Below are 19836 nucleotides of genomic sequence, written 5' to 3' on the forward strand. Positions count from 1 at the left end.
AATGGAGGACTGGATTCAGGAACTGGCCGAGGTTTTCGCGCCACGTTCCGACGGCAAGATCGAAGCCGTTCGTCTCGCAGGAAGCTTTAACCCGCTGATCGCGAGCCATTTAGGGGTGGGGCAAGGATGATGAAGCCTGTGTTTACCTTGGGGCTTTAGCCGATCTTCAGGGCTGATGTGACAACGAGGTTTCGCTGCTGAATTCGGCAACGCCAATGCCGCTAATTGAGGGTAAAGATGATAGAGAACCAGAAAATCAGGCCTGCACAGGTCGTAGGACCGCTCGGCGAACCCCTGACGCTGGAAAATCTGCCGCCCGTGAACACCACCCGTTGGGTGGTGCGTCGCAAGGCGGAGGTCGTCGCTGCCGTCAATGGGGGCCTGCTGACCGTGGACGAGGCCTGCGCCCGCTACAGCCTGACGCTGGAAGAATTTGCCAGCTGGCAGCGGGCGGTGGACCGTTCGGGCATGCATGGCCTGCGCGTCACGCGCATCCAATATTATAAGTCGCTCTACGAGCGGCAGCAGAAATATTGAGGGATCGGGTGCCGCCGACGGGCGGACACCGTGGAAAATGATGCGGGGACCGCCGGACAGACCGTCCGACGGTCCCTTTCGCGTTGCGGGTCGGGGATGGTTTCCAAGGCGGAATCATTTTGTGCGGGAACGCGAAGCCATGTTCCGGGTTGAATAGCCAGCAAACCCGTTGGGGGTGTGGTTAAGGAGAGTAACATGGGCATCATCTTGTGGCTTATCGTCGGCGGCATCATTGGCTGGCTCGCCAGCATGATCATGCGCACGGACGCGCAGCAGGGCATCTTGCTGAACATCGTCGTCGGCATCGTCGGCGCCTTCATCGGCGGCCTGATCTTCAGTGGCGGCTCGATCAACAATGCCGGACTGACGCTCTACAGCTTCCTTGTTTCGCTGCTGGGCGCGGTCATCCTGCTGGCGATCGTCAACCTGGTACGGCGCGGATCGGTCCGCTAACGACCGGACATGCAATATCAAAGGCCGTGTCCTTCCCAGGAAGGACGCGGCCTTTTTGCGTCAGCGCCGGACGCTGAACCAGCGATAGAGCGCCAGCACTGCAATCGCGCCCAGCACGGCGGCGATGAAACTGGCATGCTCGCCCGGCGCATAGAAGCCCATGATCTGGCCTACAAAGGCCGCCAGCAAGGCCCCGGCCATGCCGAGCAGGATGGTCACGACACATCCCCCCGGATCGCGCCCCGGCATGACCAGACGCGCCAATGCCCCCGCGAGCAGGCCCGTGATGATCCATCCCAGCAATTCCATGGCGCGTATCCTCTTGCACTGTCCAACCCGCCCCAAGGCGCGGCATAGCGACATAGTCCGGCCCCTTTGGCAAGAGACGGACAAGATGCAAGAGCCCGCCAAGCCCTTCGCATCAGCACAATTGGCTTTGCGAAGGCCCGTCCAAGCGTGATATTGGGGCTTGAGGGCGGTGATATATTCATATAACACAGTTCCGAGTTTGGGCGGAACCCGCCGGAGAGATGGAAACGGCATGAATTACGAAACTACGCTGACGGGCGAATCGTCCGCGATCCTGGTCGATGACGAAGACCGGACTCGCCGTCGCCGGCGTCTGCTGATCATCGGTGGCGTTGTTGCGGTTGCGCTGGTGGCAGCTGCCGCCGCGCTGTCGATGCGGGGCAAGGATGCCGCCGCGCCCGACGCGGCACCGCAGGCGCCGGTCGTGACCGTGCTGACCCCCGGCCAGACGATGGTCGCCCGCACCGTGAGCAGCACCGGATCGCTGGCCGCCCGTGTCGACATGCCGGTCGGCGTGGTCGGCGAAGGCGGCATGGTGACGCGCGTGCTGGTGCAGCCGGGCGACTGGGTCCGTGCCGGCCAGGTGCTGGCCACCGTCGAACGGTCGGTCCAGAGCGAGCAGGTCAATTCGCTGGCCGCCCAGGTCGAGGTTCAGCGTGCCAATGCCAAGCTGGCCCAGGCCCAGTTGGAACGCGCCAAGGCGCTGGTCGGCCGCGGCTTCATCAGCGCCGCCGACATCGACCAGCGCACCGCCACCCGTGACCAGGCCGTCGCCCAGGTCCGCGTGGCCGAAGCGCAACTGGCCGAACAGCGCGCCCGTACCGGCCGCCTGGACATCCGCGCGCCGGCATCCGGCCTGGTGCTGACCCGCACGGTCGAGCCCGGCCAGATCGTCCAGGCCGGCGGCGGCACATTGTTCCGCATGGCCAAGGATGGCGAGATGGAAATGCAGGCGCAGGTGGCCGAAGCCGATCTGGCGACGCTGCGCGCCGGCAACAGTGCGACCGTGACCCCGGTCGGCAGCAACCAGCATTTCAGCGGTCGCGTCTGGCAGGTATCGCCAGTCGTCGATCCGCAGACCCGCCAGGGCATCGCCCGCATCGCGGTCGCCTATAATGACGCTATCCGCCCCGGCGGCTTCGCGTCGGCGACGATCACCAGCGGCTCGGGCAATGCCCCGCTGCTACCGGAATCGGCGGTGCAGAGCGATGCCAAGGGCAGCTATGTCTATATCGTCAACGGCAAGAATCAGGTCGAACGGCGCGACGTGAAGGTGGGCCAGGTGTCCGACACGGGCGTCGCCATCACCAGCGGCATCACCGGCGCCGAACGCATCGTGACGTCGGCCGGCGCCTTCCTGACCGTGGGGCAGAAGGTGAAGCCGGAAGCGCTCAAGGCGCGCTGAAGCAATGGTCCCGGCCGGGCCATCGTGCCCGGACCGGCAGGACTGACAATATTGGAAGCGGACGCGGTGGCGTCCGGTGAGGGAAGCCCGTCATGAGTTTTCGCAATATCTCCGCATGGGCGATCCGCAATCCGGTACCGCCGCTGGTCCTGTTCGCCGCGCTGATGCTGGCCGGTGTCGTCAGCTTCCTGCGGATGGACATCAACCAGAATCCCGACATCAGCTTCCCCATGGTCAGCGTCACCGTGTCCCAGCCGGGTGCCGCGCCGACCGAACTGGAAACCCAGGTGACCCAGCGGGTCGAGGCCGCCGTGCGCGGCATCAGCGGGGTCGAGGACATCACCTCCTTCGCATCCGAAGGCCAGTCGCTGACCAATGTCCAGTTCAAGATCGGCACGCCGGTCGATCGCGCAGTCAACGACGTCAAAAATGCCGTCGACCAGATTCGCAGCGACCTGCCCGACGGCATCCTGGAACCGCAGGTCCAGCGCATTGACGTGGATGGCGGCCCGATTGCCTATTTCAGCGCCGAAGCGACCGACATGACGCTGGAGGAACTGTCCTGGTATGTCGACAATACGGTCGCCAAGCGATTGCTGTCGGTCAGCGGCATGGCAGCGGTGCGGCGCGGCGGCGGCGTCAGCCGCGAGATCCGCGTCATTCTGGATCCTGCCCGTCTGCAGGCCTATGGCGTCACCGCCGCGCAGGTGAATGCGCAGCTGAGCCAGGTCAACATCAACGCGGCCGGCGGCCGCACCGAGATTGCCGGCGCCGAACAGTCGATCCGCGTGCTGGGCAATGCCCGCAACGCCCATGATCTGGGCCAGACCCAGATCGCCATTTCCGGCGGCCGCACGGTCAAGCTGGCCGATATTGCCGATGTTCGCGACATGTATGCCGAACAGCGCAGCCTGGCGCTGATGAACGGCCGGCAGGTCACCAGCTTCAGCCTGGAAAAGGCCAAGGGATCGTCCGACGTCACCGTCTATGATGATGCGATGAAGGTGCTGGACAAGCTGAAGAAGGAAAATCCCAAGGTCCAGTTCAAGCAGCTCTATTCAAGCGTCGAATATACACGTGGCCAGTATCACAGTGCCATGTCGGCGATGATCGAGGGCGCGGTGCTGGCGGTCGTCATCGTCTTCCTGTTCCTGCGCGACTGGCGCGCGACGATGATCTCTGCCCTCGCCATCCCGCTGTCGGCGATCCCGTCCTTCTGGTTCATGGACATGCTGGGCTTTACGCTGAACGGCATTTCGCTGCTGGCATTGAGCCTGGTGGCGGGCGTGCTGGTCGATGACGCGATCGTGGAGATCGAGAATATCGTGCGCCATATGCGCATGGGCAAATCGGCCTATCAGGCGTCGATCGACGCAGCCGACGAAATCGGCCTGGCCGTGCTGGCCACCACCATGGCGATCGTCGCGGTGTTCCTGCCGGTCGCGCTGATGCCGGGCATTTCGGGCCAGTTCTTCATCCAGTTCGGCATGACCGTGGTCGTGTCTGTGCTGATGAGTCTGGCCGTGGCGCGCCTGATCACGCCGATGATCGCAGCCTATTTCCTGAAGGCCCATGGCGAGGCGAGCCATGGCGAAGGCTGGCTGATGGACCGCTATATGAGCGTGCTCCACTGGTCGCTGGACCAGCGCAGGGCGAAGGCCCGACGCGCGCGCGGCGGTTTCCGCAACCGCTTCGTCGCCTTCTTCGTCGACCATCGCGTGTGGACTTTGGGCATCGGCATGCTGGCCTTCGTGGCGACCCTGTTCGCCTTTGGCACTTTGCCCATGACCTTCCAGCCGACGATCAACACCGATTTCAGCCAGGTGAAGATCGAGACCGTGCCGGGCAGCACGCTGGAGCAGACCACCGCCATCACCCGCAAGGTTGCCGACATGCTGGCCGCCGACACGGATGTGGTCGAGGCCGCCTTTGCCGATATCGAGCCGACCAGCGCCGACATCTTCCTGACGCTCAAGAAGACCCGGCCGATGTCGTCGGTGGATTGGGAGCGCAAGATCGCGCCCAAGTTCCAGACGATCGCCGACGCACGGGTCAATTTCCAGTCGCAGTCGGGTGGTGGCTTCGGCCGCGACATCATCATGATGTATGGTTCGGACGATCCGGAGCTGCTGGAAAAGACCGCCAACCAGCTGGTGCATGAAATGGCCGGCATCCGCGAACTGCGCGCGCCGCGCGTGCAGGGCGACATGCAGCGGCCCGAAATCATCATCAAGCCGCGCCTGGACCTGGCCGCCAGCATGGGCGTGACGACCGCTGCGCTCAGCCAGTCGATCCGCATCGCCACGATCGGCGACATCGACCAGAATGTCGCCAAATTCTCGCTGTCCGATCGCCAGATCCCGATCCGCGTCGCGCTGGCCGAGGATAGCCGCAAGGATATCGCCACGATCGAGAATATGCCGGTGCCGACCGTGTCGGGTGGTTCGGTCCCGCTCAAGGTGGTCGCCGACATCAGCTTTGGCGCAGGCCCGACGCAGATTCGCCGCTATAACCAGATCCGCCGCGTCGTCGTCGGCGCGGACCTGGCGCCCGGCATCGTCACCAGCCAGGCCAACCAGAAGATCAACGAACTGCCGACGATGAAGGCCATCAAGGAAGGCCGCATCCAGGGCGTGCAGAAGATCGAGGCGGGCGACAGCAAGTTCCAGGCGGAAATGCTGACCAACTTCGTGATCGCCGTCTTCTCCGGCATCATGCTGGTGCTGGCGGTGCTGGTGCTGCTCTACAAGCGGATCATGCCGCCCTTCGTGAACCTGGGGTCGCTGCTGCTGGCGCCGCTGGGCGGGGCGATCGCGCTGCACATTGCCGGCCAGCCCATGTCGCTGCCGGTGTTCATCGGCCTGCTGATGCTGCTGGGCATCGTCGCCAAGAACTCGATCCTGGTGATCGACTTCGCGCTGGAGGAAATGGAGAAGGGCGTGCCCAAGCAGGAGGCGATCCTCGACGCCGGCCACAAGCGCGCGCAGCCGATCGTGATGACCACGGTCGCGATGGTCGCGGGCATGGTGCCGACGGCCCTTTCGCTGTCGGGTGACGCCGCCTGGCGCGCGCCGATGGGCATCACGGTGATCGGCGGCCTGCTGCTATCGACGGTGCTGACGCTGGTGATCGTGCCGGCCGTGTTCAGCCTGGCGCTGGGTGTCGAGCAATGGGCCGGGCCGCGGCTGAGCCGCCGCTTCCTGACCCACAAGTCGCATGACGGCCATGCGGGCAGCCATGCCCAGCCGGCGGAATAAGGGGCCGCGATCGCGCGGGCGGCCCCATGGCAAAATATGGGGCTTGCCTGAACGAAACGGGCGCGTAACCGTTTCACCACCATGAAGCTGCTGCGCATGCCCCGCTCGCCCCTCGACGCCGCCGCCCATCCCGCGCGGCGCATGCGGCTGGTGGCGACGGGGATGTTGCTGGCGATGGCGGCGCTCTTCATCGCGGCGCGCGCCACCGTCCATCTCCATCCCGCGATCGGCTTCGTCCAGGCCTTTGCCGAGGCGGCGATGGTCGGCGGCCTGGCCGACTGGTTCGCGGTCACCGCCCTGTTCCGCCATCCGCTCGGCCTGCCGATCCCGCATACGGCGATCATTCCGCGCAACAAGGACCGGATCGGCGACACGCTGGCAATATTCCTGCGCGACAATTTCCTGATCCCGGCCGTCGTCGCGCGGCGGATGCGCGGCATGGACGTGGCCGGTGCGGCCGGCCGTTTCCTCGCCAGCCCGTCCGCCGGCGACGGGCGACTGCGCGTCGGCGCATCCCGGTTGCTCGCCGACATGCTGGAGGCGCTGGACCAGGAACGGCTGGGCGGGATGGTGAAGGGCGCGATCGGCCAGCGGCTGCGCGCGATCAAGGTCGGCCCGCTGGTGGGGCAAGCAATTGAGGCGGCGATGCGCGACGGCCGCCATGCGCCGGTGATGGATGGCATCATCCAGTGGGCCGACAGGGCGCTGGAGGCGAATGACCATCTGATCCGCCAGATGGTGCATGAGCGCGCCGGCACGGTGCTGCGCTGGACCGGGCTGGACGAAAATCTGGCCAATGCGATTCTGGGCGGCCTGCGCAAGTTGTTGGCGGACATGGCCGCCGATCCTGGCCACAGCCTGCGCCTCAAGGCCGAGGAAGGCATGGCCAAGCTTGCCTTCGATCTGCAGTTCGACATCGAGATGCAGGCGAAGGCCGCGAAGATCCGCGACGAGATACTCGACAATCCTGCGATGCAGCGCTGGATCGAGGGGATGTGGGAACAGGCCCGCACCGGCCTGCTGCGTGCGGTGCGCGATCCGGGCAAGGCGATGGCGGGGCGACTGGGCGAGGCGTTGCAGCAACTGGGCGGCACCCTGCAGGAGGATGCGCGGCTAAAACTGGTGATCAATCGCTTCGTGCGGCGCGGCGCGGTCGGGGCCACGGCGACCTATGGCGATTCGATCGTCAAGCTGGTGAGCGAGACGGTGCGCGGATGGGATGCCGGCACGGTCACCAGCCGGCTGGAGAATGCGGTCGGTCGCGACCTGCAATATATCCGCATCAACGGCACGCTGGTCGGCGGGCTGGTTGGGCTGGCGATCCACGCGATCGACACATTCTTCTGAGAAATGGTCGGGGCGCATCGGGCCAAAAACGACGCGCCCCGACCGGAACCGGTCGCACAGAGGAGAAGGCCCCCGGTTCCTAACTGAACATCAGTCTTCGGGACCGCCCTCACCCCCCGGTGGTGGCGGCGATGGCGGTAGCTCGTCGGCGCTCAGCACGCCGTCGCCATTGCGGTCTAGATCATGGAACATGGCGAGCGACGGGGCGGAAAATTCGGCGCGATCGATCACGCCATCCTCATTACCATCCTCGGGATAGGGCATGGCGCGGCCCGGAGGTGGGGGTGGAGCGGCGTCGCCACTCTGGCCGCCCGGTCGCGGGCCGGGTGGCGGACCACCGGGCGGAGGGCCGCCAGCGCCACCGGGGCCGCCGCCAGGACCACCACGGCCATGCCGACGTTCGCCCTGCCCTTCCTGCCGCGGGGTGCGCTGATGGCCCAGCATCTGTTGCATGGCTTCGGCCGAGATCGCCCCATCGCCATCCGAATCCATCGCCGAAAAGCGGCGGTCGAGCCAGGCGTGCATCTCGTCCCGCGTGATCCGGCCATCACCGTCGGCATCGGCTGCCCAGGGCCCCTCGGGCCGTGTCCCGCCGTCATGCGGACCTTCCGTCCGCGCAGACAGGTCGGCTGGCTGCTGGGCGAACAGCGGCACCGGCAGCAACAGGGTCGACAAGAGCAGCATCGTGGGAAGGCGCATCGGGGTTCCTGGATTTGCGTTGCCCCAATGTCTCGCACCGCCGCATTGCCCCGATATGTCCCGAGGCAACGCGAATATTTCAGGCGCACCGCATTCCTGAAAATTGATGTTGCAACATATCATATTTTGATGTTGTATCATTTCATGGCCGTCGGAGAGACGGCGCCACGAGAGGAGGGTGCAGTCCATGTATATGACGATGCAACCGACACAGGATGCGACCCGGTCGGGCTATGCCGCGCGGCGCAAATCACCGATCGGGATCGGCGGGGCAATTGCGGTCCATGCCGTGGTGGTCGGCGCCTTCCTGCTGATGCCCAAGGAGGTCATCGACTGGGTGCGGCCGACGCCGCCGATCACCGGCTATCCGGTGCCGCTGCCCCCACCGCCTGAACCGGCGCCGCCGGAACCGACCACCCAGACGGTCCAGACCAATCCGCTGCCGCAAAAGCCGACGACCACCGATCCGATCGTACCGATGCCCGTTCCGGCCGGCCCGACGATCGAAACCGGCCCATCCTCGCCCTTTGACGGCTCTGGAACCGGGACAGTCATCGATCCCCCCCTGCCCCCGCCACATATCCCGGTCCTGATCGATGCGACGATAGCGCCAAACGCGCTGGGGTCTTTCCAACCCGATTATCCCGGCGCGATGATCCGCCAGGGGCTGGAGGGCAACGTCACCGTGCGCGTCACCATCAGTCCGGAAGGCCGCGTCAGCGACATCGTCAAGATTTCGGCGACCGACGAGAGCTTCTGGCTCGCCACCCAGAAGCATGCGCTGCGCAAATGGCGCTTCCGGCCGGCAACGCGCGACGGTGTTGCTGTGAGCAGCGTCAAGACGCTGACCGTGCGCTTCACCCTGACCGATCGCTGAGCAGAGGACGGGCGGGCATAGCCCGCCCGTTCCTTCATGGAGGGATGTTCGATGGATCATTTTGCATCCGCGCCCGCCCTGCCCTATAAGCGCGGCATGGCGATATTTCCCCGTCCCGTTTCTCCCAAGAGCGCCTTTGGTGATTTCTGGAGCTATTTCCGGCAGCAGCGCCAGCATAAATGGCCGCTGCTCGGCGTGTCCGCGGCCTTCACCTATGTGATCGTCTGGGCCTTCATCGTCGACGCGAACACAAACACGATGCCGACCCGCAACAAGATCATCTATGTCCAGAGCTGGGATGCGAACCGTTCCGACGCGGCGGTGATCCTGCAGCAGAAGATCGACTTCGCCAAGCGCGAGGCGGCCCTCGTCAAGCAGCAGAAGAAGATGCAGGGCTTTGCCGACGCATTCGGCATCGAATGGCGCGACGAAGAGGCCCGCAACACTGCGCGGCGCAAGGAAGCCGTCCGCCAGATCAATGGCTTGCTGGACCAGCGGCTGGCCAAGGCGGAGGCCGAACAGAAGGTCGACGCGGCGACCGCCAAACCCTGACCATGATCACCGACGTCGCCGCTGACCGTCGCTATATGGCGGCGGCGATCGCCCTGTCGGAACGTGGCCGGGGCCTGTCCACGCCCAATCCCAATGTCGGCTGCCTGATCGTGCGCGGTGGCCATGTCGTCGGCCGCGGCTGGACCCAGAAGGGCGGCCGCCCCCATGCCGAGGCGCAGGCGCTGGACGAGGCGATGGACCGGGCCGAAGGTGCCACCGCCTATGTCACGCTGGAACCCTGTTTTCACCTGAGTCCGCGCGGGCCGCGCTGCGCCGACCTGATGGCGCGCGCCGGCGTCGCCCGAGTCGTGATTGCGCTGCGTGATCCCGATCCGCGCACCGATGGCCAGGGCGCCGCCTGGCTGCGCGAACGTGGCGTGACGGTCGAGATGGGGCTAATGGCGGCCGAGGCCGCCGAGGCGATGCGCGGTTTCGTGCTGCGCCAGACTCTGGGGCGCCCGGCAGTGACGCTGAAGCTGGGCCTCTCGCTCGACGGGCGGATCGCGCTGGCTGACGGGTCGAGTCGCTGGATCACCGGGCCGGATGCTCGTGCCCATGCCCATCTGGAGCGGGCACGGCATGACGCCATATTGGTCGGCGGCGGCACGCTGCGCGCCGATGCGCCCAGTCTGGACGTGCGCCTGCCGGGGCTGAAGGAGCGATCGCCCCGCCGGCTGCTGCTGAGCCGGAGCGCCGCGCCCGAAGGCTGGAGCGCGATTGCCGATCCGGAGGATATCGCGACGCTCGACCGGGTCGATCATCTGATGATCGAGGGCGGGGCCGAGACCGCCGCCGCTTTCCTGCGTGCCGATCTGGTCGACCGGCTGCTGCTCTATCGCGCGCCGATCCTGATCGGGGCGGGCCTAGCCGGGATCGGCGACATCGGCCTGACCGACCTGGCTGATGCCCATGGGCGCTGGCGCCAGACCGACCAGCGTCAGTTCGGCCCGGACCGGCTGGAGGTTTACGCGCGGACGCGCAGCGCCTAGATCAGCGCAAATTTCTTTCCCAAGGATCTGGGCACCATGTTCACCGGCATCATCACCGACATCGGCACCATCCGCACCCATGAGCAGCGCGGCGACCTGCGCCTGGTCATCGAAAGCGGCTATGACATGGAGACGGTCGCGATCGGCGCATCGATCGCCTGTTCGGGCGCCTGCCTGACGGTGGTCGAAAAGGGGCCGGGCTGGTTCGCGGTCGACCTGTCGGCCGAGACTGTCGCCCGCACCGCGCCGGGCCTGTGGGTGCAGGGCGGCAAGCTCAACCTGGAACGCGCGTTGAAGGTCGGCGACGAGCTGGGCGGCCATATCGTCACCGGCCATGTCGACGGCATCGGCCATCTGGTGTCGGCCAGCCGCGAGGGCGATTCGATCCGCCTGGTCATCAGCGCACCGGCGGAACTGGCTGCCGCACTGGCCGCCAAGGGGTCGATCACATTGGACGGCATCTCGCTGACCGTGAACAGCGTCGAGGATCAGCCCGACGGCAGCGTGCATTTCGGCCTCAACATCATCCCGCACACCGCGATTGCTACCACGCTGGACAGCCTGCCCGACAGCCGGGCGTTCAATCTGGAGATCGATGTGCTGGCCCGCTATCTCGACCGGATGCAAAGTCTTCGCAGTAAATGATGTGATTTCACTCTTGAAGAAATCACATCACAGTGTGATATAACGCTCATCCCCGATCCGGGAAGGAGTGTTTATGTCGTCCTCGCTTATCGATTCCGTCCGCGCCCTCGTCACCGATGGCGGCATGTCCCGATCGGGTCTGGCGCGCGCCGCCGGTCTGCACGCCAACAGCTTGCGCAAGCTGGGCGAAGGCGACTGGAACCCGACCGCCGAGACGCTGGGCAAGCTGGAGGCCTATCTGCTCAAGCGCGAGGGCGGCACCGCACTTGCCAGCCCCGAGGAAATCATCAACGAGGCCCGCAACGGCCGCATGTTCATCCTGGTCGATGACGAGGATCGCGAGAATGAGGGCGATCTGGTCATCCCCGCCCAGATGGCGACCCCCGACGCGATCAATTTCATGGCCACCCATGGCCGCGGCCTCATCTGCCTGGCACTGACCAAGGATCGCGTCGACCAGCTGGGGCTCGACCTGATGAGCCGCAACAATGGCACCCGCCACGAAACGGCGTTCACCGTGTCGATCGAGGCGCGTGAAGGCGTCGACACCGGCATCAGCGCCGCCGACCGCGCCCGCACCGTATCCGTCGCCATCGACGCGTCCAAAACGCGCGCCGACATCGTGACGCCTGGCCATGTCTTCCCGCTGATCGCCCGTGACGGCGGCGTGCTTGTGCGGACCGGCCATACCGAGGCGGCGGTGGACGTCGCCCGCCTGGCCGGCCTCAATCCGTCCGGCGTCATTTGCGAAGTGATGAAGGACGACGGCACGATGGCGCGCCTCGACGACCTGATCGTCTTTGCCCAGAAGCACAAGATGAAGATCGGCACGATTCGCGACCTGATCGCCTATCGCCGCCGCCACGACCATGTGGTCGAGCGTCGCGCCGAAACCAGCTTCGAAAGCAAATGGGGCGGCGAGTGGAAGGCAATCACCTTCTTCAACCGCGCCACCCAGTCCGAGCAGCTGGTTTTGCAGAAGGGCCGCATCAGCCCCGACCAGCCGACCCTTGTGCGCATGCATCAATTGGCTCCGCTGAGCGACATTTTCGGTGCCGAAGGCCCGCGTGGCGACATGCTGGCCCGATCGATGGAAATCATCGACAAGGAAGGCGCCGGCGTGGTCGTGCTGCTGCGTGACGGCGAACCCGACATGCTGACCCGCATGATCCAGGCCCATGCCGGCAAGGCACCGGCGGGCATGGACGAACTGCGCGACTATGGCGTGGGCGCACAGATCCTGGCGGAACTGGGCGTGCATGACATGATCCTGCTCAGCAACACCCAGCACAGCCTGATCGCCCTTGACGGCTATGACCTGGCCGTGGTTGGGCAGCGTCCGATCGAGCTCTGAAGGATATTCACATGGCCAAGTTTCTCATCGTCGAAGCCCGCTTCTACGACCATCTCAACGACCTGCTGATCGAAGGCGCGAAGGCTGCGCTGGACGAAGCCGGCCACAAATATGAGGTGGTGACCGTTCCGGGCGCGCTGGAAATCCCCGGCGCGATCGCGCTGGCAGCCGAGACCGGCCGCTTTGACGGCTTCGTCGCGATCGGCGTGGTGATCCGCGGCGAAACCTATCATTTCGAAGTGGTGTCGAACGAAAGCGCGCGCGGCCTGATGGCACTGAGCATGGACGCGATCGCCATCGGCAACGGCATCCTGACCGTCGAGAATGAGGAGCAGGCCCTGGTCCGCGCCCGTCCCGACCAGAAGGACAAGGGCGGCGAAGCGGCCAAGGCAGCGATCGCCATGCTGGGCCTGCGCGAGCGTTTCGCGATCTGATCCCCGGCCTTTCGGCAGACACAAATAAGGGCGCGCTCCGCGAGGAACGCGCCCTTCTTCATGGGTGACGAGGGATCAGGCGGCCGCCTTTTTCTCGGCCAGGGTCGGATAGTCGGTATAACCCTCCGCACCCTGGCTGTAGAAGGTCGCCATCTGCGCCTGGGTCAGCGGCGCGCCTTCGCGCAGACGATCGACCAGATCGGGATTGGCGAGGAAGGGGCGACCGAAGCTGATCGCGTCGGCCAGGCCAGAGGCGAGATCGGCCTGGGCGCGACCCAGCCCATAATCGCTGTTGAGGACCAGCGGCCCCTTGAAATGCTGGCGGATCAGCGGCGACAGGCGCGGCACGTCGGTGGCGCCGAAGGTGCCGTCCGGGCCGGGCTCGCGCAGTTCGAGGAAGGCGATGCCGATCTGGTTCAGCACATCGGCGGCGGCGGCGAACAGCGGCTCGGGATTGCTGTCATTGACGCCCTGGGTATCGCCATTGGGCGACAGGCGCACGGACACGCGATCGGCACCGATCGCATCGACCACCGCCTGAGTCACTTCGCGCAGCAGGCGGACGCGATTCTCGATGCTGCCGCCATAGATGTCATCGCGAAAATTGCTGTTGTCGCGCAGGAACTGGTCGATCAGATAGCCATTCGCGGCGTGGATCTGGACCCCGTCGAAGCCGGCGGCGATCGCGTTTTTGGCTGCCTTCACATAGTCTGCGATAATACCGGGAATTTCGTCGATCGCGAGCGGACGGGCGACCTCATAGGGCTTCTTGCCCTCATAGGTATGGGCGTCACCCGGCGTCGCGGTGGCACTGGAGGAAACCGGCTGCTCGCCGGTGACGGCCGAATGGACGGCACGGCCCATATGCCAGAGCTGGGCGACGATCAGCCCGCCCTTGTCATGCACGGCCTGGGTGACCGGCTTCCAGGCCTCGACCTGTTCGTCGGACCAGAGGCCCGGCGCATAGGGCCAGCCCAGGCCCTGGTGCGAAATGCCGGTCGCCTCGCTGATGATAAGGCCGGCCGAGGCGCGCTGCGCATAATAATCGACCATGATCGGGGTCGGGACATGATCGCGGGTGGCGCGGCCGCGCGTCAGCGGCGCCATGATGGCGCGGTTGGCAGCGGTATCGGCGCCGAGCTTTATCGGATCGAAAATAGTGGTCATGAAACCTCCCTCATGAACGTTGCAATTTGCAACGGGACTTGATGCAGAAAGCCAGCTAGGGAGCCGCCATGGCCGCTTCAACCCCCATGGCGCATATCGCGACGCCCAGACTCGCTTTTCCGGCGCTGATCCTGGCCAATATCATTCTGGCGCTCGGACCGGTGCTGGTAAGGCTGGCCGATGTCGGGCCGGTAGCGGCCGCCTTCTGGCGATTGGCGATCGCCATGCCCTTCCTGTTCATCCTGGCATTGCCGAAGCTGCGCAAGAGCCGCTTGTCGCGCGGCCAGTGGACGATCGTGATTGTCGCTGGGGTCTGCTTTGCCGCCGACCTGGCCGCTTGGCATCTGGGCATCGGCCATACCAAGGTCGCCAATGCAACGCTGTTCGGCAATATGAGCGCGCTGATGCTGCCGCTCTGGGGGCTGATCGTGCTGCGGGAGCATGTATCGAAGCTGCAGATCGGCGCGCTGATCCTGGCCGCGATCGGCGCGGCCATATTGATGGGCAGCAGCTATGAGCTGTCGCCTGTCAACCTGAAGGGCGACCTGTTCTGCCTGCTCGCCGGGCTGCTCTACACTACCTATCTTCTGCTGATCCAGGGCGCGCGCAAGCGGCTGGACAGCTGGTCGGTGCTCGCGGTCGTCAGCGCGGCCGGGGCCTTGCCGCTGCTGCTCGCCGCCAATGCGATGGGCGAAACGGTGATGCCGCAAGACTGGACGCCGCTCATCATCCTTGCCCTGTCCAGCCAGATCGTTGGCCAGGGGTTGCTCACCTATGCGCTCGGCTGCTTTTCGCCGCTGGTGCTGGGGCTCAGCCTGTTGCTGCAACCCGCCGTCGCCGCGCTGGCCGGTTGGCTGCTGTTCGGCGAAACATTGAGCGCGACCGACATTGTCGGCGGCGTGGCCGTGACGATCGCACTGGTGCTTGTGCGCCTGCCGCGACGGGCCTAGATTGGCGCCATGACCGACCAGACCCAAGACCTGACCCTGGACGAGATCCGCGCATTGCTGGCGCCGATCCTGCCGCGCCACGCCGCCTTTGACGGCTGGCGGCCCGAAGCGGTGGCGATGGCGGCGGCGGAAAAGGGCATCGATGCCGATGTCGCCGCGCTGGCCTTCGACAATCGTGCCATGGGCATGATCGAGGCCTGGTTCGCCAGCATCGACACGCGGATGCTGGAGGCGTTGCCCCCCGAAAAGCTGGCCGCCATGTCGATCCGCAAGAAGATCAGCGCGCTGATCGAGACCCGCCTGGCCCTGTTGGCGCCCGACCGCGAAGCGCTGCGCCGGGCGCAGGCGATTCTGGCGATGCCGACCAATGCCGTGCGCGCCGCCAAGCTGGGCTGGCACGCCGCCGATATCATGTGGCGGGCAGCGGGCGACACCGCCACCGACCTCAACCATTATAGCAAGCGCGCGACGCTCGGCAGCATCTATGCCGCGACGCTGCTGACCTTCGTCAATGACGAGAGCGAGGATCATGCCGACAGCCGCGCCTTCGTCGGCCGGCGGATCGAGGGGATCATGCGTTTCGAGAAGATGAAGGCCCGTTTCAAGGGCGTGGGCGATGGCGAGCATCTCAGCCTGTCGCGCTTCATCGGCCGGCTGCGCTACCCGGCGGTGTGAAGTTCGGGCTGGCCTTCACCAGACGTAATTGATAGTCAGTCGCAAATCTGATTTCTGGTTAAGAGTCCATCCTCCTTGCGCCTGACCGATCTGCCCCTGCGCCAACCCGCTTTTGTTGAAACCATCGACTGGGAATCGCTGTCGTCCGTGGAAGGACAGCGCCTGCGCGAGTTCGGCCTGTGCGAAGGTGCCAGCGTCGAGGCACTGCATCATGGCGGCCTGCTGGGTCGTGGACCGCTGGCGGTGAAGATCGGGCGCATGACCATCGCCATGCGCCGCACTCATGCCGCCGCCGTGGAGGTCAGCACCGGCCCGCAGGAGGCGCAGGCATGAGCGGTCTTCCCCTCGTCGCGCTGGTCGGCAATCCCAATGCGGGCAAGTCCGCCCTGTTCAACGCGCTGACCGGTGCGCGGCAGAAGCTGGGCAATTATCCGGGCGTCACGGTGGAGCGCAAGGCGGGCCGCCTGTCGCTGGCCGACGGCCGGCCGGTCGAACTGGTCGATCTGCCCGGCACCTACAGCCTGTCGCCTGCCAGCCCCGACGAACAGGTGACGCGCGACTTCGTGCTAGGCAAACAGACCGGCGAGAAGCTGCCCGATGCACTGGTGATCGTGGTCGACGCGTCAAACCTCGACAATCATCTGCGCTTCGCGCTGGAGTTGATCGCGCTGGGACTGCCCACCGTCGTCGCACTCAACATGGTCGATCTGGCCACCCGCGACGGGCTGGAACTGGACGCCAATGTGCTGGCGCAGGAACTGGGCGTGCCGGTGGTGTCCACCGTGGCGGTGCGCAAGCGCGGCCTGGATCATCTCAGGACCGAGCTGGAAACGCTGCTCGGCGCCCAGACGGGCATGTTGCGCGCCTCCGCCGGTGAACCCGATTTCGACGCCGTGCGCCGCGAGGCCCGGCGCATCGCCCGCGCCGCAATCGTGCGCGAGACGCCATCGCGCCGGCTGACGGCAGCGGTCGACCGGGTTCTACTGCATCCGATAGGCGGCCTCATCGTTTTGGCAGCCCTATTGTTCGTCATGTTCCAGGCGGTCTTCACTTGGGCCAAACCGCCGTCCGATATTCTGGAAGGCTGGGTCACGGCACTCGGCGAAGCAGTAACTAGCACCCTGCCGCCCGGCATCATCCACGACTTCCTGTTGCAGGGCGTGGTCGGCGGCGTCGGCGCGGTGATCGTGTTCCTGCCGCAGATCCTGATCCTCTTCTTCTTCATCCTGATGCTGGAGGCGACCGGCTATATGGCCCGTGCCGCCTTCCTGATGGATGGCATCATGGCCAAGGTCGGCCTGTCGGGCCGGGCCTTCATCCCGCTGCTCTCCTCCTTCGCCTGCGCGGTGCCGGGGATCATGGCGACGCGCACGATCAGCGATCCCAAGGACCGGCTGACCACGATCCTGATCGCGCCGCTGATGACCTGTTCGGCGCGGCTGCCGGTCTATGGCCTGATCATCGCCGCCTTCATTCCGGCGCGCAGCGTGGGGCCGGGCATCGGCCTCCAGGGGCTGGTGCTGTTCCTGCTCTATGTCGCCGGCATCGTCGGTGCCATGCTGGCCGCCTGGGCACTGCGCCTGACCGTGGCCAAGGGCCGCAGCGGCGGGTTCCTGATGGAAATGCCGAAATATCAGTGGCCCCGGCCCCAGGATATCTTGATCGGCCTGTGGCAGCGCGGCGTCATCTTCCTCAAGCGCGCCGGCACCATCATCCTGGCCACCAATATCGTGCTGTGGGTGCTGGCCAGCTTCCCCCATGCGCCCGAGGGCGTGAAGCAGAGCGAATATTCGATCGCCGGGCGGATCGCGGGCGGCATCAACGTGCTGGTCGAGCCGATCGGCTTTAACCGCGACATTTCGCTCGCCCTGCTGCCCAGCATGGCGGCGCGCGAAGTCGCCGTGTCCGCCATCGCCACCGTCTATGCGATCGATGCCGAGGATGATGCCGAGGCGCTGGAACAGGGGCTGGGTGATCGGCTGGCCGGCCGCTGGAGCCTGGCTACCGCGCTCGCCTTCCTGGCCTGGTTCGTGTTCGCGCCGCAGTGCATCTCGACCATTGCCGTTACCCGGCGCGAGACCAATGGCTGGAAATGGCCGCTGTTCATGATCGGTTATCTGTTCGTGCTGGCCTATGCCGCGGCGGGCGTGACATATTGGGCAGCAATCGCGATGGGACTCGGCTGATCCCAAGCCCCGGACATTTGGCCTAGCTTTGTTCTTTACCGCCAAGGCGAGGCTTCTATAACGGCGCCTTTAGTGCTTTCGGAGGAATCATGGCAGGCTCGGTCAACAAGGTCATTCTCATCGGGAATCTGGGGGCCGACCCGGAAGTGAAGAGCTTCCAGAATGGCGGCAAGATCTGCAACCTGCGGATCGCGACCTCGGAAAGCTGGAAGGACCGCATGTCGGGGGAGCGCAAGGAGCGCACCGAATGGCATAGCGTCGTCATCAATTCCGAAGGCCTGGTCGGCGTCGCCGAGCGCTTCCTGCGCAAGGGATCGAAGATCTACATCGAAGGCCAGCTGCGCACCCGCAAGTGGCAGGACAATAATGGCAATGACCGCTACACCACCGAAGTCGCCCTGTCGGGCCCCGGCGCGGTGCTGACCATGCTGGACGGTGCGCCGGGTGGCGGTGGCGGTCAGGGCGGCGGCTATGGCGGTGGTCGCTCGTCGGGCGGCGGCAACCAGGGCGTCAGCGACTGGGGCGCAAGCAGCGGCGGCTTTGGCGGCGGCGATTATGACGATTTCGGCGGCGGCAACAGCGGCGGCGGCTTTGGTGGCGGACGCTCCTCGGGCGGCGGCAACCAGGGTGGCGGCTTTGGCGGCGGACGCTCCTCGGGTGGCGGCCAGGGCGGCCCGAACTTCGACAACGACCTGGACGACGAAGTGCCGTTCTGATCGATCCTTTCCACAGGGATTGACCTGACATGCATGTCCTGCTGACCGGATCGTCGGGCTGGCTGGGCCGTTTCCTGGCGCCGATGCTGCGCGCGGCGGGACATGCTGTGACCGGCCTGGACGTCGCGCCGGGCCGGGGCACCGACATCATCGGATCGGTCGCCGACCGGGCGCTGATCGACCGGGCCTTTGCCGAGCGCGGGATCGAAGCGGTGATCCATGGCGGCGCGTTGCACAAGCCGGACATCGCCCGCTACCCCGCCCAGGCCTTCATCGGCGTCAATGTCACCGGCACGCGCAACCTGCTGGAGGCTGCGGTCGCGGCGGGGCATGACCGCTTCGTCATGACATCCACCACGTCGCTGATGATCAGCCAGGCGGTGCGCGACGAGGCGGGCGACGCGGCGGTGTGGCTGGACGAGCAGAGCGGGCCGCTGGAGCCGCGCAACATCTATGGCGTGACCAAGCTGGCGGCCGAGGGGCTGTGCCGGGTGCAGCAACTGGAGCAGGGCATTGGCTGCACCATCTTGCGTACTGCCCGCTTCTTCCCGGAGGATGACGACACGGACGCCAGCCTGTCGGGGCAGAATCTGAAGGCCAATGAATTTCTCCATCGCCGGCTGACGGTCGAGGATGCGGCGCGAGCGCATCTGGTCGCGCTGGAACGGACGCCGCCGGCGCGCTGCGAAACCTATCTGGTGTCGGCACCGACGCCCTTCTGTCGGGAGGACGCCATCGAACTGAAACGCGATGCGGCAGCGGTGATCGCGCGGCATTTTCCGGAAGCCGCAGAGCTATATGCCCGGCGTGGCTGGCAACTGCCGGCGTCAATCGGCCGGGTCTATGACGCGGGGTTGGCGCAGCGCCAGATGGGGTTTCGCTGCGCGACGGCCTTTGCCGCGATCCTGACGGCGCTGGCGAATGATGCGGCGATGCCGTTCATCCACGACGCCGATTATGTGTCGCCGGCGGTGCAAAGTTGACAGTGAAGCTGACAGTTTGAGCCCATTGTTGCGTTACTGATTTGAAAGCAGCCATTCCGATCATTCGTTACTTTTAATCACGAATGATGATCGATCCGCTGCATCAGTGTGAGTGGAGAGATGGATGTGACTCTCCGCTCGCATTATGCGATAATGATTTGCATGAGCAAGATTGAAGCTGCCATCGGTGTGCCAATCCGGCAGATAGTCCGCCCGCTGCAACTGGCAATCGGTGGCACCATCACCCTGTCGGGCATCGGGATTTTGCTGGCACAGGCCGTCCGCCTGCTCTGACGGTCAG

Annotated in this window: 22 protein-coding genes; 19 read left to right on the forward strand and 3 right to left on the reverse strand. The window is 65.5% G+C overall.

Going from position 1 to position 19836, the window contains the following annotated elements:
• Position 1 precedes the first annotated feature (1 nt).
• The 3 genes from U0025_RS17940 (at position 2) to U0025_RS17950 (ending at position 990) form a co-directional block, all read left to right on the forward strand.
• Positions 2–130: a hypothetical protein gene (locus U0025_RS17940; RefSeq protein WP_289305503.1), complete on the forward strand. Its 129-nt coding sequence runs from the start codon at positions 2–4 to the stop codon at positions 128–130.
• 107 nt (positions 131–237) lie between these two features.
• Positions 238–537 carry a CtrA inhibitor SciP gene (sciP, locus tag U0025_RS17945; RefSeq protein WP_004208844.1) on the forward strand — a complete coding sequence of 100 codons (300 nt, stop codon included), beginning with the start codon at positions 238–240 and terminating at the stop codon, positions 535–537.
• 195 nt (positions 538–732) lie between these two features.
• Positions 733–990, forward strand: coding sequence for a GlsB/YeaQ/YmgE family stress response membrane protein (locus tag U0025_RS17950; protein WP_004208845.1), 258 nt, complete (start codon positions 733–735; stop codon positions 988–990).
• A 60-nt stretch (positions 991–1050) separates the two neighbouring features.
• Here U0025_RS17950 and U0025_RS17955 read toward each other — a convergent pair whose 3' ends face one another.
• Positions 1051–1299 (reverse strand): GlsB/YeaQ/YmgE family stress response membrane protein, encoded by a 249-nt coding sequence (locus tag U0025_RS17955; protein ID WP_004208846.1) that lies wholly within the window; start codon positions 1297–1299, stop codon positions 1051–1053.
• Positions 1300–1531: 232 nt separating this feature from the next.
• Between U0025_RS17955 and U0025_RS17960 the strand changes: the two genes are divergently transcribed.
• The 3 genes from U0025_RS17960 (at position 1532) to U0025_RS17970 (ending at position 7308) form a co-directional block, all read left to right on the forward strand.
• Positions 1532–2704 carry an efflux RND transporter periplasmic adaptor subunit gene (locus U0025_RS17960; protein WP_004208847.1) on the forward strand — a complete coding sequence of 391 codons (1173 nt, stop codon included), beginning with the start codon at positions 1532–1534 and terminating at the stop codon, positions 2702–2704.
• 92 nt (positions 2705–2796) lie between these two features.
• Entirely contained in the window at positions 2797–5961 is a 3165-nt protein-coding gene (locus U0025_RS17965; RefSeq protein ID WP_004208848.1) for an efflux RND transporter permease subunit, read from the forward strand.
• Between the two features lie 81 nt (positions 5962–6042).
• The gene (locus tag U0025_RS17970; protein WP_004208850.1) at positions 6043–7308 is read left to right on the forward strand and encodes a DUF445 domain-containing protein; all 1266 of its coding nucleotides are present in this window, start codon (positions 6043–6045) and stop codon (positions 7306–7308) included.
• Positions 7309–7398: 90 nt separating this feature from the next.
• Here U0025_RS17970 and U0025_RS17975 read toward each other — a convergent pair whose 3' ends face one another.
• Positions 7399–8007, reverse strand: coding sequence for a hypothetical protein (locus U0025_RS17975; protein WP_004208851.1), 609 nt, complete (start codon positions 8005–8007; stop codon positions 7399–7401).
• Positions 8008–8194: 187 nt separating this feature from the next.
• Here U0025_RS17975 and U0025_RS17980 point away from each other — a divergent pair, with 187 nt between their 5' ends.
• From U0025_RS17980 to ribH, 6 genes are all read left to right on the forward strand, one after another.
• Positions 8195–8884: an energy transducer TonB gene (locus U0025_RS17980; RefSeq protein ID WP_004208852.1), complete on the forward strand. Its 690-nt coding sequence runs from the start codon at positions 8195–8197 to the stop codon at positions 8882–8884.
• Positions 8885–8935: 51 nt separating this feature from the next.
• Entirely contained in the window at positions 8936–9436 is a 501-nt protein-coding gene (locus U0025_RS17985; protein WP_004208853.1) for a hypothetical protein, read from the forward strand.
• A 35-nt stretch (positions 9437–9471) separates the two neighbouring features.
• Positions 9472–10425 carry a bifunctional diaminohydroxyphosphoribosylaminopyrimidine deaminase/5-amino-6-(5-phosphoribosylamino)uracil reductase RibD gene (gene ribD, locus U0025_RS17990; protein ID WP_051156951.1) on the forward strand — a complete coding sequence of 318 codons (954 nt, stop codon included), beginning with the start codon at positions 9472–9474 and terminating at the stop codon, positions 10423–10425.
• A gap of 36 nt (positions 10426–10461) precedes the next feature.
• Complete coding sequence (locus tag U0025_RS17995) at positions 10462–11070, forward strand: riboflavin synthase (RefSeq protein WP_004208855.1); 609 nt, start codon at positions 10462–10464, stop codon at positions 11068–11070.
• A 73-nt stretch (positions 11071–11143) separates the two neighbouring features.
• On the forward strand, positions 11144–12424 hold the full coding sequence (ribB, locus tag U0025_RS18000) for a 3,4-dihydroxy-2-butanone-4-phosphate synthase (protein WP_004208856.1): 1281 nt from the start codon (positions 11144–11146) through the stop codon (positions 12422–12424).
• Positions 12425–12435: 11 nt separating this feature from the next.
• Entirely contained in the window at positions 12436–12858 is a 423-nt protein-coding gene (gene ribH, locus U0025_RS18005; RefSeq protein ID WP_004208857.1) for a 6,7-dimethyl-8-ribityllumazine synthase, read from the forward strand.
• 75 nt (positions 12859–12933) lie between these two features.
• Here ribH and U0025_RS18010 read toward each other — a convergent pair whose 3' ends face one another.
• Complete coding sequence (locus tag U0025_RS18010; protein WP_004208858.1) at positions 12934–14025, reverse strand: alkene reductase; 1092 nt, start codon at positions 14023–14025, stop codon at positions 12934–12936.
• A 68-nt stretch (positions 14026–14093) separates the two neighbouring features.
• Here U0025_RS18010 and U0025_RS18015 point away from each other — a divergent pair, with 68 nt between their 5' ends.
• The 7 genes from U0025_RS18015 (at position 14094) to U0025_RS18045 (ending at position 19829) form a co-directional block, all read left to right on the forward strand.
• Entirely contained in the window at positions 14094–14975 is an 882-nt protein-coding gene (locus U0025_RS18015; RefSeq protein ID WP_004208859.1) for a DMT family transporter, read from the forward strand.
• A 9-nt stretch (positions 14976–14984) separates the two neighbouring features.
• Positions 14985–15650 (forward strand): COQ9 family protein, encoded by a 666-nt coding sequence (locus U0025_RS18020; protein ID WP_004208860.1) that lies wholly within the window; start codon positions 14985–14987, stop codon positions 15648–15650.
• 75 nt (positions 15651–15725) lie between these two features.
• Positions 15726–15983, forward strand: coding sequence for a FeoA family protein (locus U0025_RS18025; RefSeq protein WP_004208861.1), 258 nt, complete (start codon positions 15726–15728; stop codon positions 15981–15983).
• Complete coding sequence (gene feoB, locus U0025_RS18030) at positions 15980–17836, forward strand: ferrous iron transporter B (protein WP_004208862.1); 1857 nt, start codon at positions 15980–15982, stop codon at positions 17834–17836. Before U0025_RS18025 ends, feoB begins: the two co-directional genes overlap by 4 nt.
• An 89-nt stretch (positions 17837–17925) precedes the next feature.
• Positions 17926–18552, forward strand: coding sequence for a single-stranded DNA-binding protein (gene ssb, locus U0025_RS18035; RefSeq protein ID WP_004208863.1), 627 nt, complete (start codon positions 17926–17928; stop codon positions 18550–18552).
• 29 nt (positions 18553–18581) lie between these two features.
• Complete coding sequence (locus tag U0025_RS18040) at positions 18582–19535, forward strand: NAD-dependent epimerase/dehydratase family protein (protein WP_004208864.1); 954 nt, start codon at positions 18582–18584, stop codon at positions 19533–19535.
• Positions 19536–19697: 162 nt separating this feature from the next.
• Positions 19698–19829, forward strand: coding sequence for a hypothetical protein (locus tag U0025_RS18045; protein WP_257010957.1), 132 nt, complete (start codon positions 19698–19700; stop codon positions 19827–19829).
• The last annotated feature ends 7 nt before the right edge of the window (positions 19830–19836 follow it).

The sequence above is a fragment of the Sphingobium yanoikuyae genome, from assembly GCF_034424525.1.
GTDB classification, from domain to species: Bacteria; Pseudomonadota; Alphaproteobacteria; order Sphingomonadales; family Sphingomonadaceae; genus Sphingobium; species Sphingobium yanoikuyae.

Bases quoted from the DNA above. Each gene is read 5' to 3' on its own strand.
- U0025_RS17940 (WP_289305503.1), top strand. From the start codon at position 2: ATGGAGGACTGGATTCAGGAACTGGCCGAGGTTTTCGCGCCACGTTCC.
- sciP (WP_004208844.1), top strand. From the start codon at position 238: ATGATAGAGAACCAGAAAATCAGGCCTGCACAGGTCGTAGGACCGCTC.
- U0025_RS17950 (WP_004208845.1), top strand. From the start codon at position 733: ATGGGCATCATCTTGTGGCTTATCGTCGGCGGCATCATTGGCTGGCTC.
- U0025_RS17955 (WP_004208846.1), bottom strand. From the start codon at position 1,299: ATGGAATTGCTGGGATGGATCATCACGGGCCTGCTCGCGGGGGCATTG.
- U0025_RS17960 (WP_004208847.1), top strand. From the start codon at position 1,532: ATGAATTACGAAACTACGCTGACGGGCGAATCGTCCGCGATCCTGGTC.
- U0025_RS17965 (WP_004208848.1), top strand. From the start codon at position 2,797: ATGAGTTTTCGCAATATCTCCGCATGGGCGATCCGCAATCCGGTACCG.
- U0025_RS17970 (WP_004208850.1), top strand. From the start codon at position 6,043: ATGAAGCTGCTGCGCATGCCCCGCTCGCCCCTCGACGCCGCCGCCCAT.
- U0025_RS17975 (WP_004208851.1), bottom strand. From the start codon at position 8,007: ATGCGCCTTCCCACGATGCTGCTCTTGTCGACCCTGTTGCTGCCGGTG.
- U0025_RS17980 (WP_004208852.1), top strand. From the start codon at position 8,195: ATGTATATGACGATGCAACCGACACAGGATGCGACCCGGTCGGGCTAT.
- U0025_RS17985 (WP_004208853.1), top strand. From the start codon at position 8,936: ATGGATCATTTTGCATCCGCGCCCGCCCTGCCCTATAAGCGCGGCATG.
- ribD (WP_051156951.1), top strand. From the start codon at position 9,472: ATGGCGGCGGCGATCGCCCTGTCGGAACGTGGCCGGGGCCTGTCCACG.
- U0025_RS17995 (WP_004208855.1), top strand. From the start codon at position 10,462: ATGTTCACCGGCATCATCACCGACATCGGCACCATCCGCACCCATGAG.
- ribB (WP_004208856.1), top strand. From the start codon at position 11,144: ATGTCGTCCTCGCTTATCGATTCCGTCCGCGCCCTCGTCACCGATGGC.
- ribH (WP_004208857.1), top strand. From the start codon at position 12,436: ATGGCCAAGTTTCTCATCGTCGAAGCCCGCTTCTACGACCATCTCAAC.
- U0025_RS18010 (WP_004208858.1), bottom strand. From the start codon at position 14,025: ATGACCACTATTTTCGATCCGATAAAGCTCGGCGCCGATACCGCTGCC.
- U0025_RS18015 (WP_004208859.1), top strand. From the start codon at position 14,094: ATGGCCGCTTCAACCCCCATGGCGCATATCGCGACGCCCAGACTCGCT.
- U0025_RS18020 (WP_004208860.1), top strand. From the start codon at position 14,985: ATGACCGACCAGACCCAAGACCTGACCCTGGACGAGATCCGCGCATTG.
- feoB (WP_004208862.1), top strand. From the start codon at position 15,980: ATGAGCGGTCTTCCCCTCGTCGCGCTGGTCGGCAATCCCAATGCGGGC.
- ssb (WP_004208863.1), top strand. From the start codon at position 17,926: ATGGCAGGCTCGGTCAACAAGGTCATTCTCATCGGGAATCTGGGGGCC.
- U0025_RS18040 (WP_004208864.1), top strand. From the start codon at position 18,582: ATGCATGTCCTGCTGACCGGATCGTCGGGCTGGCTGGGCCGTTTCCTG.
- U0025_RS18045 (WP_257010957.1), top strand. From the start codon at position 19,698: ATGAGCAAGATTGAAGCTGCCATCGGTGTGCCAATCCGGCAGATAGTC.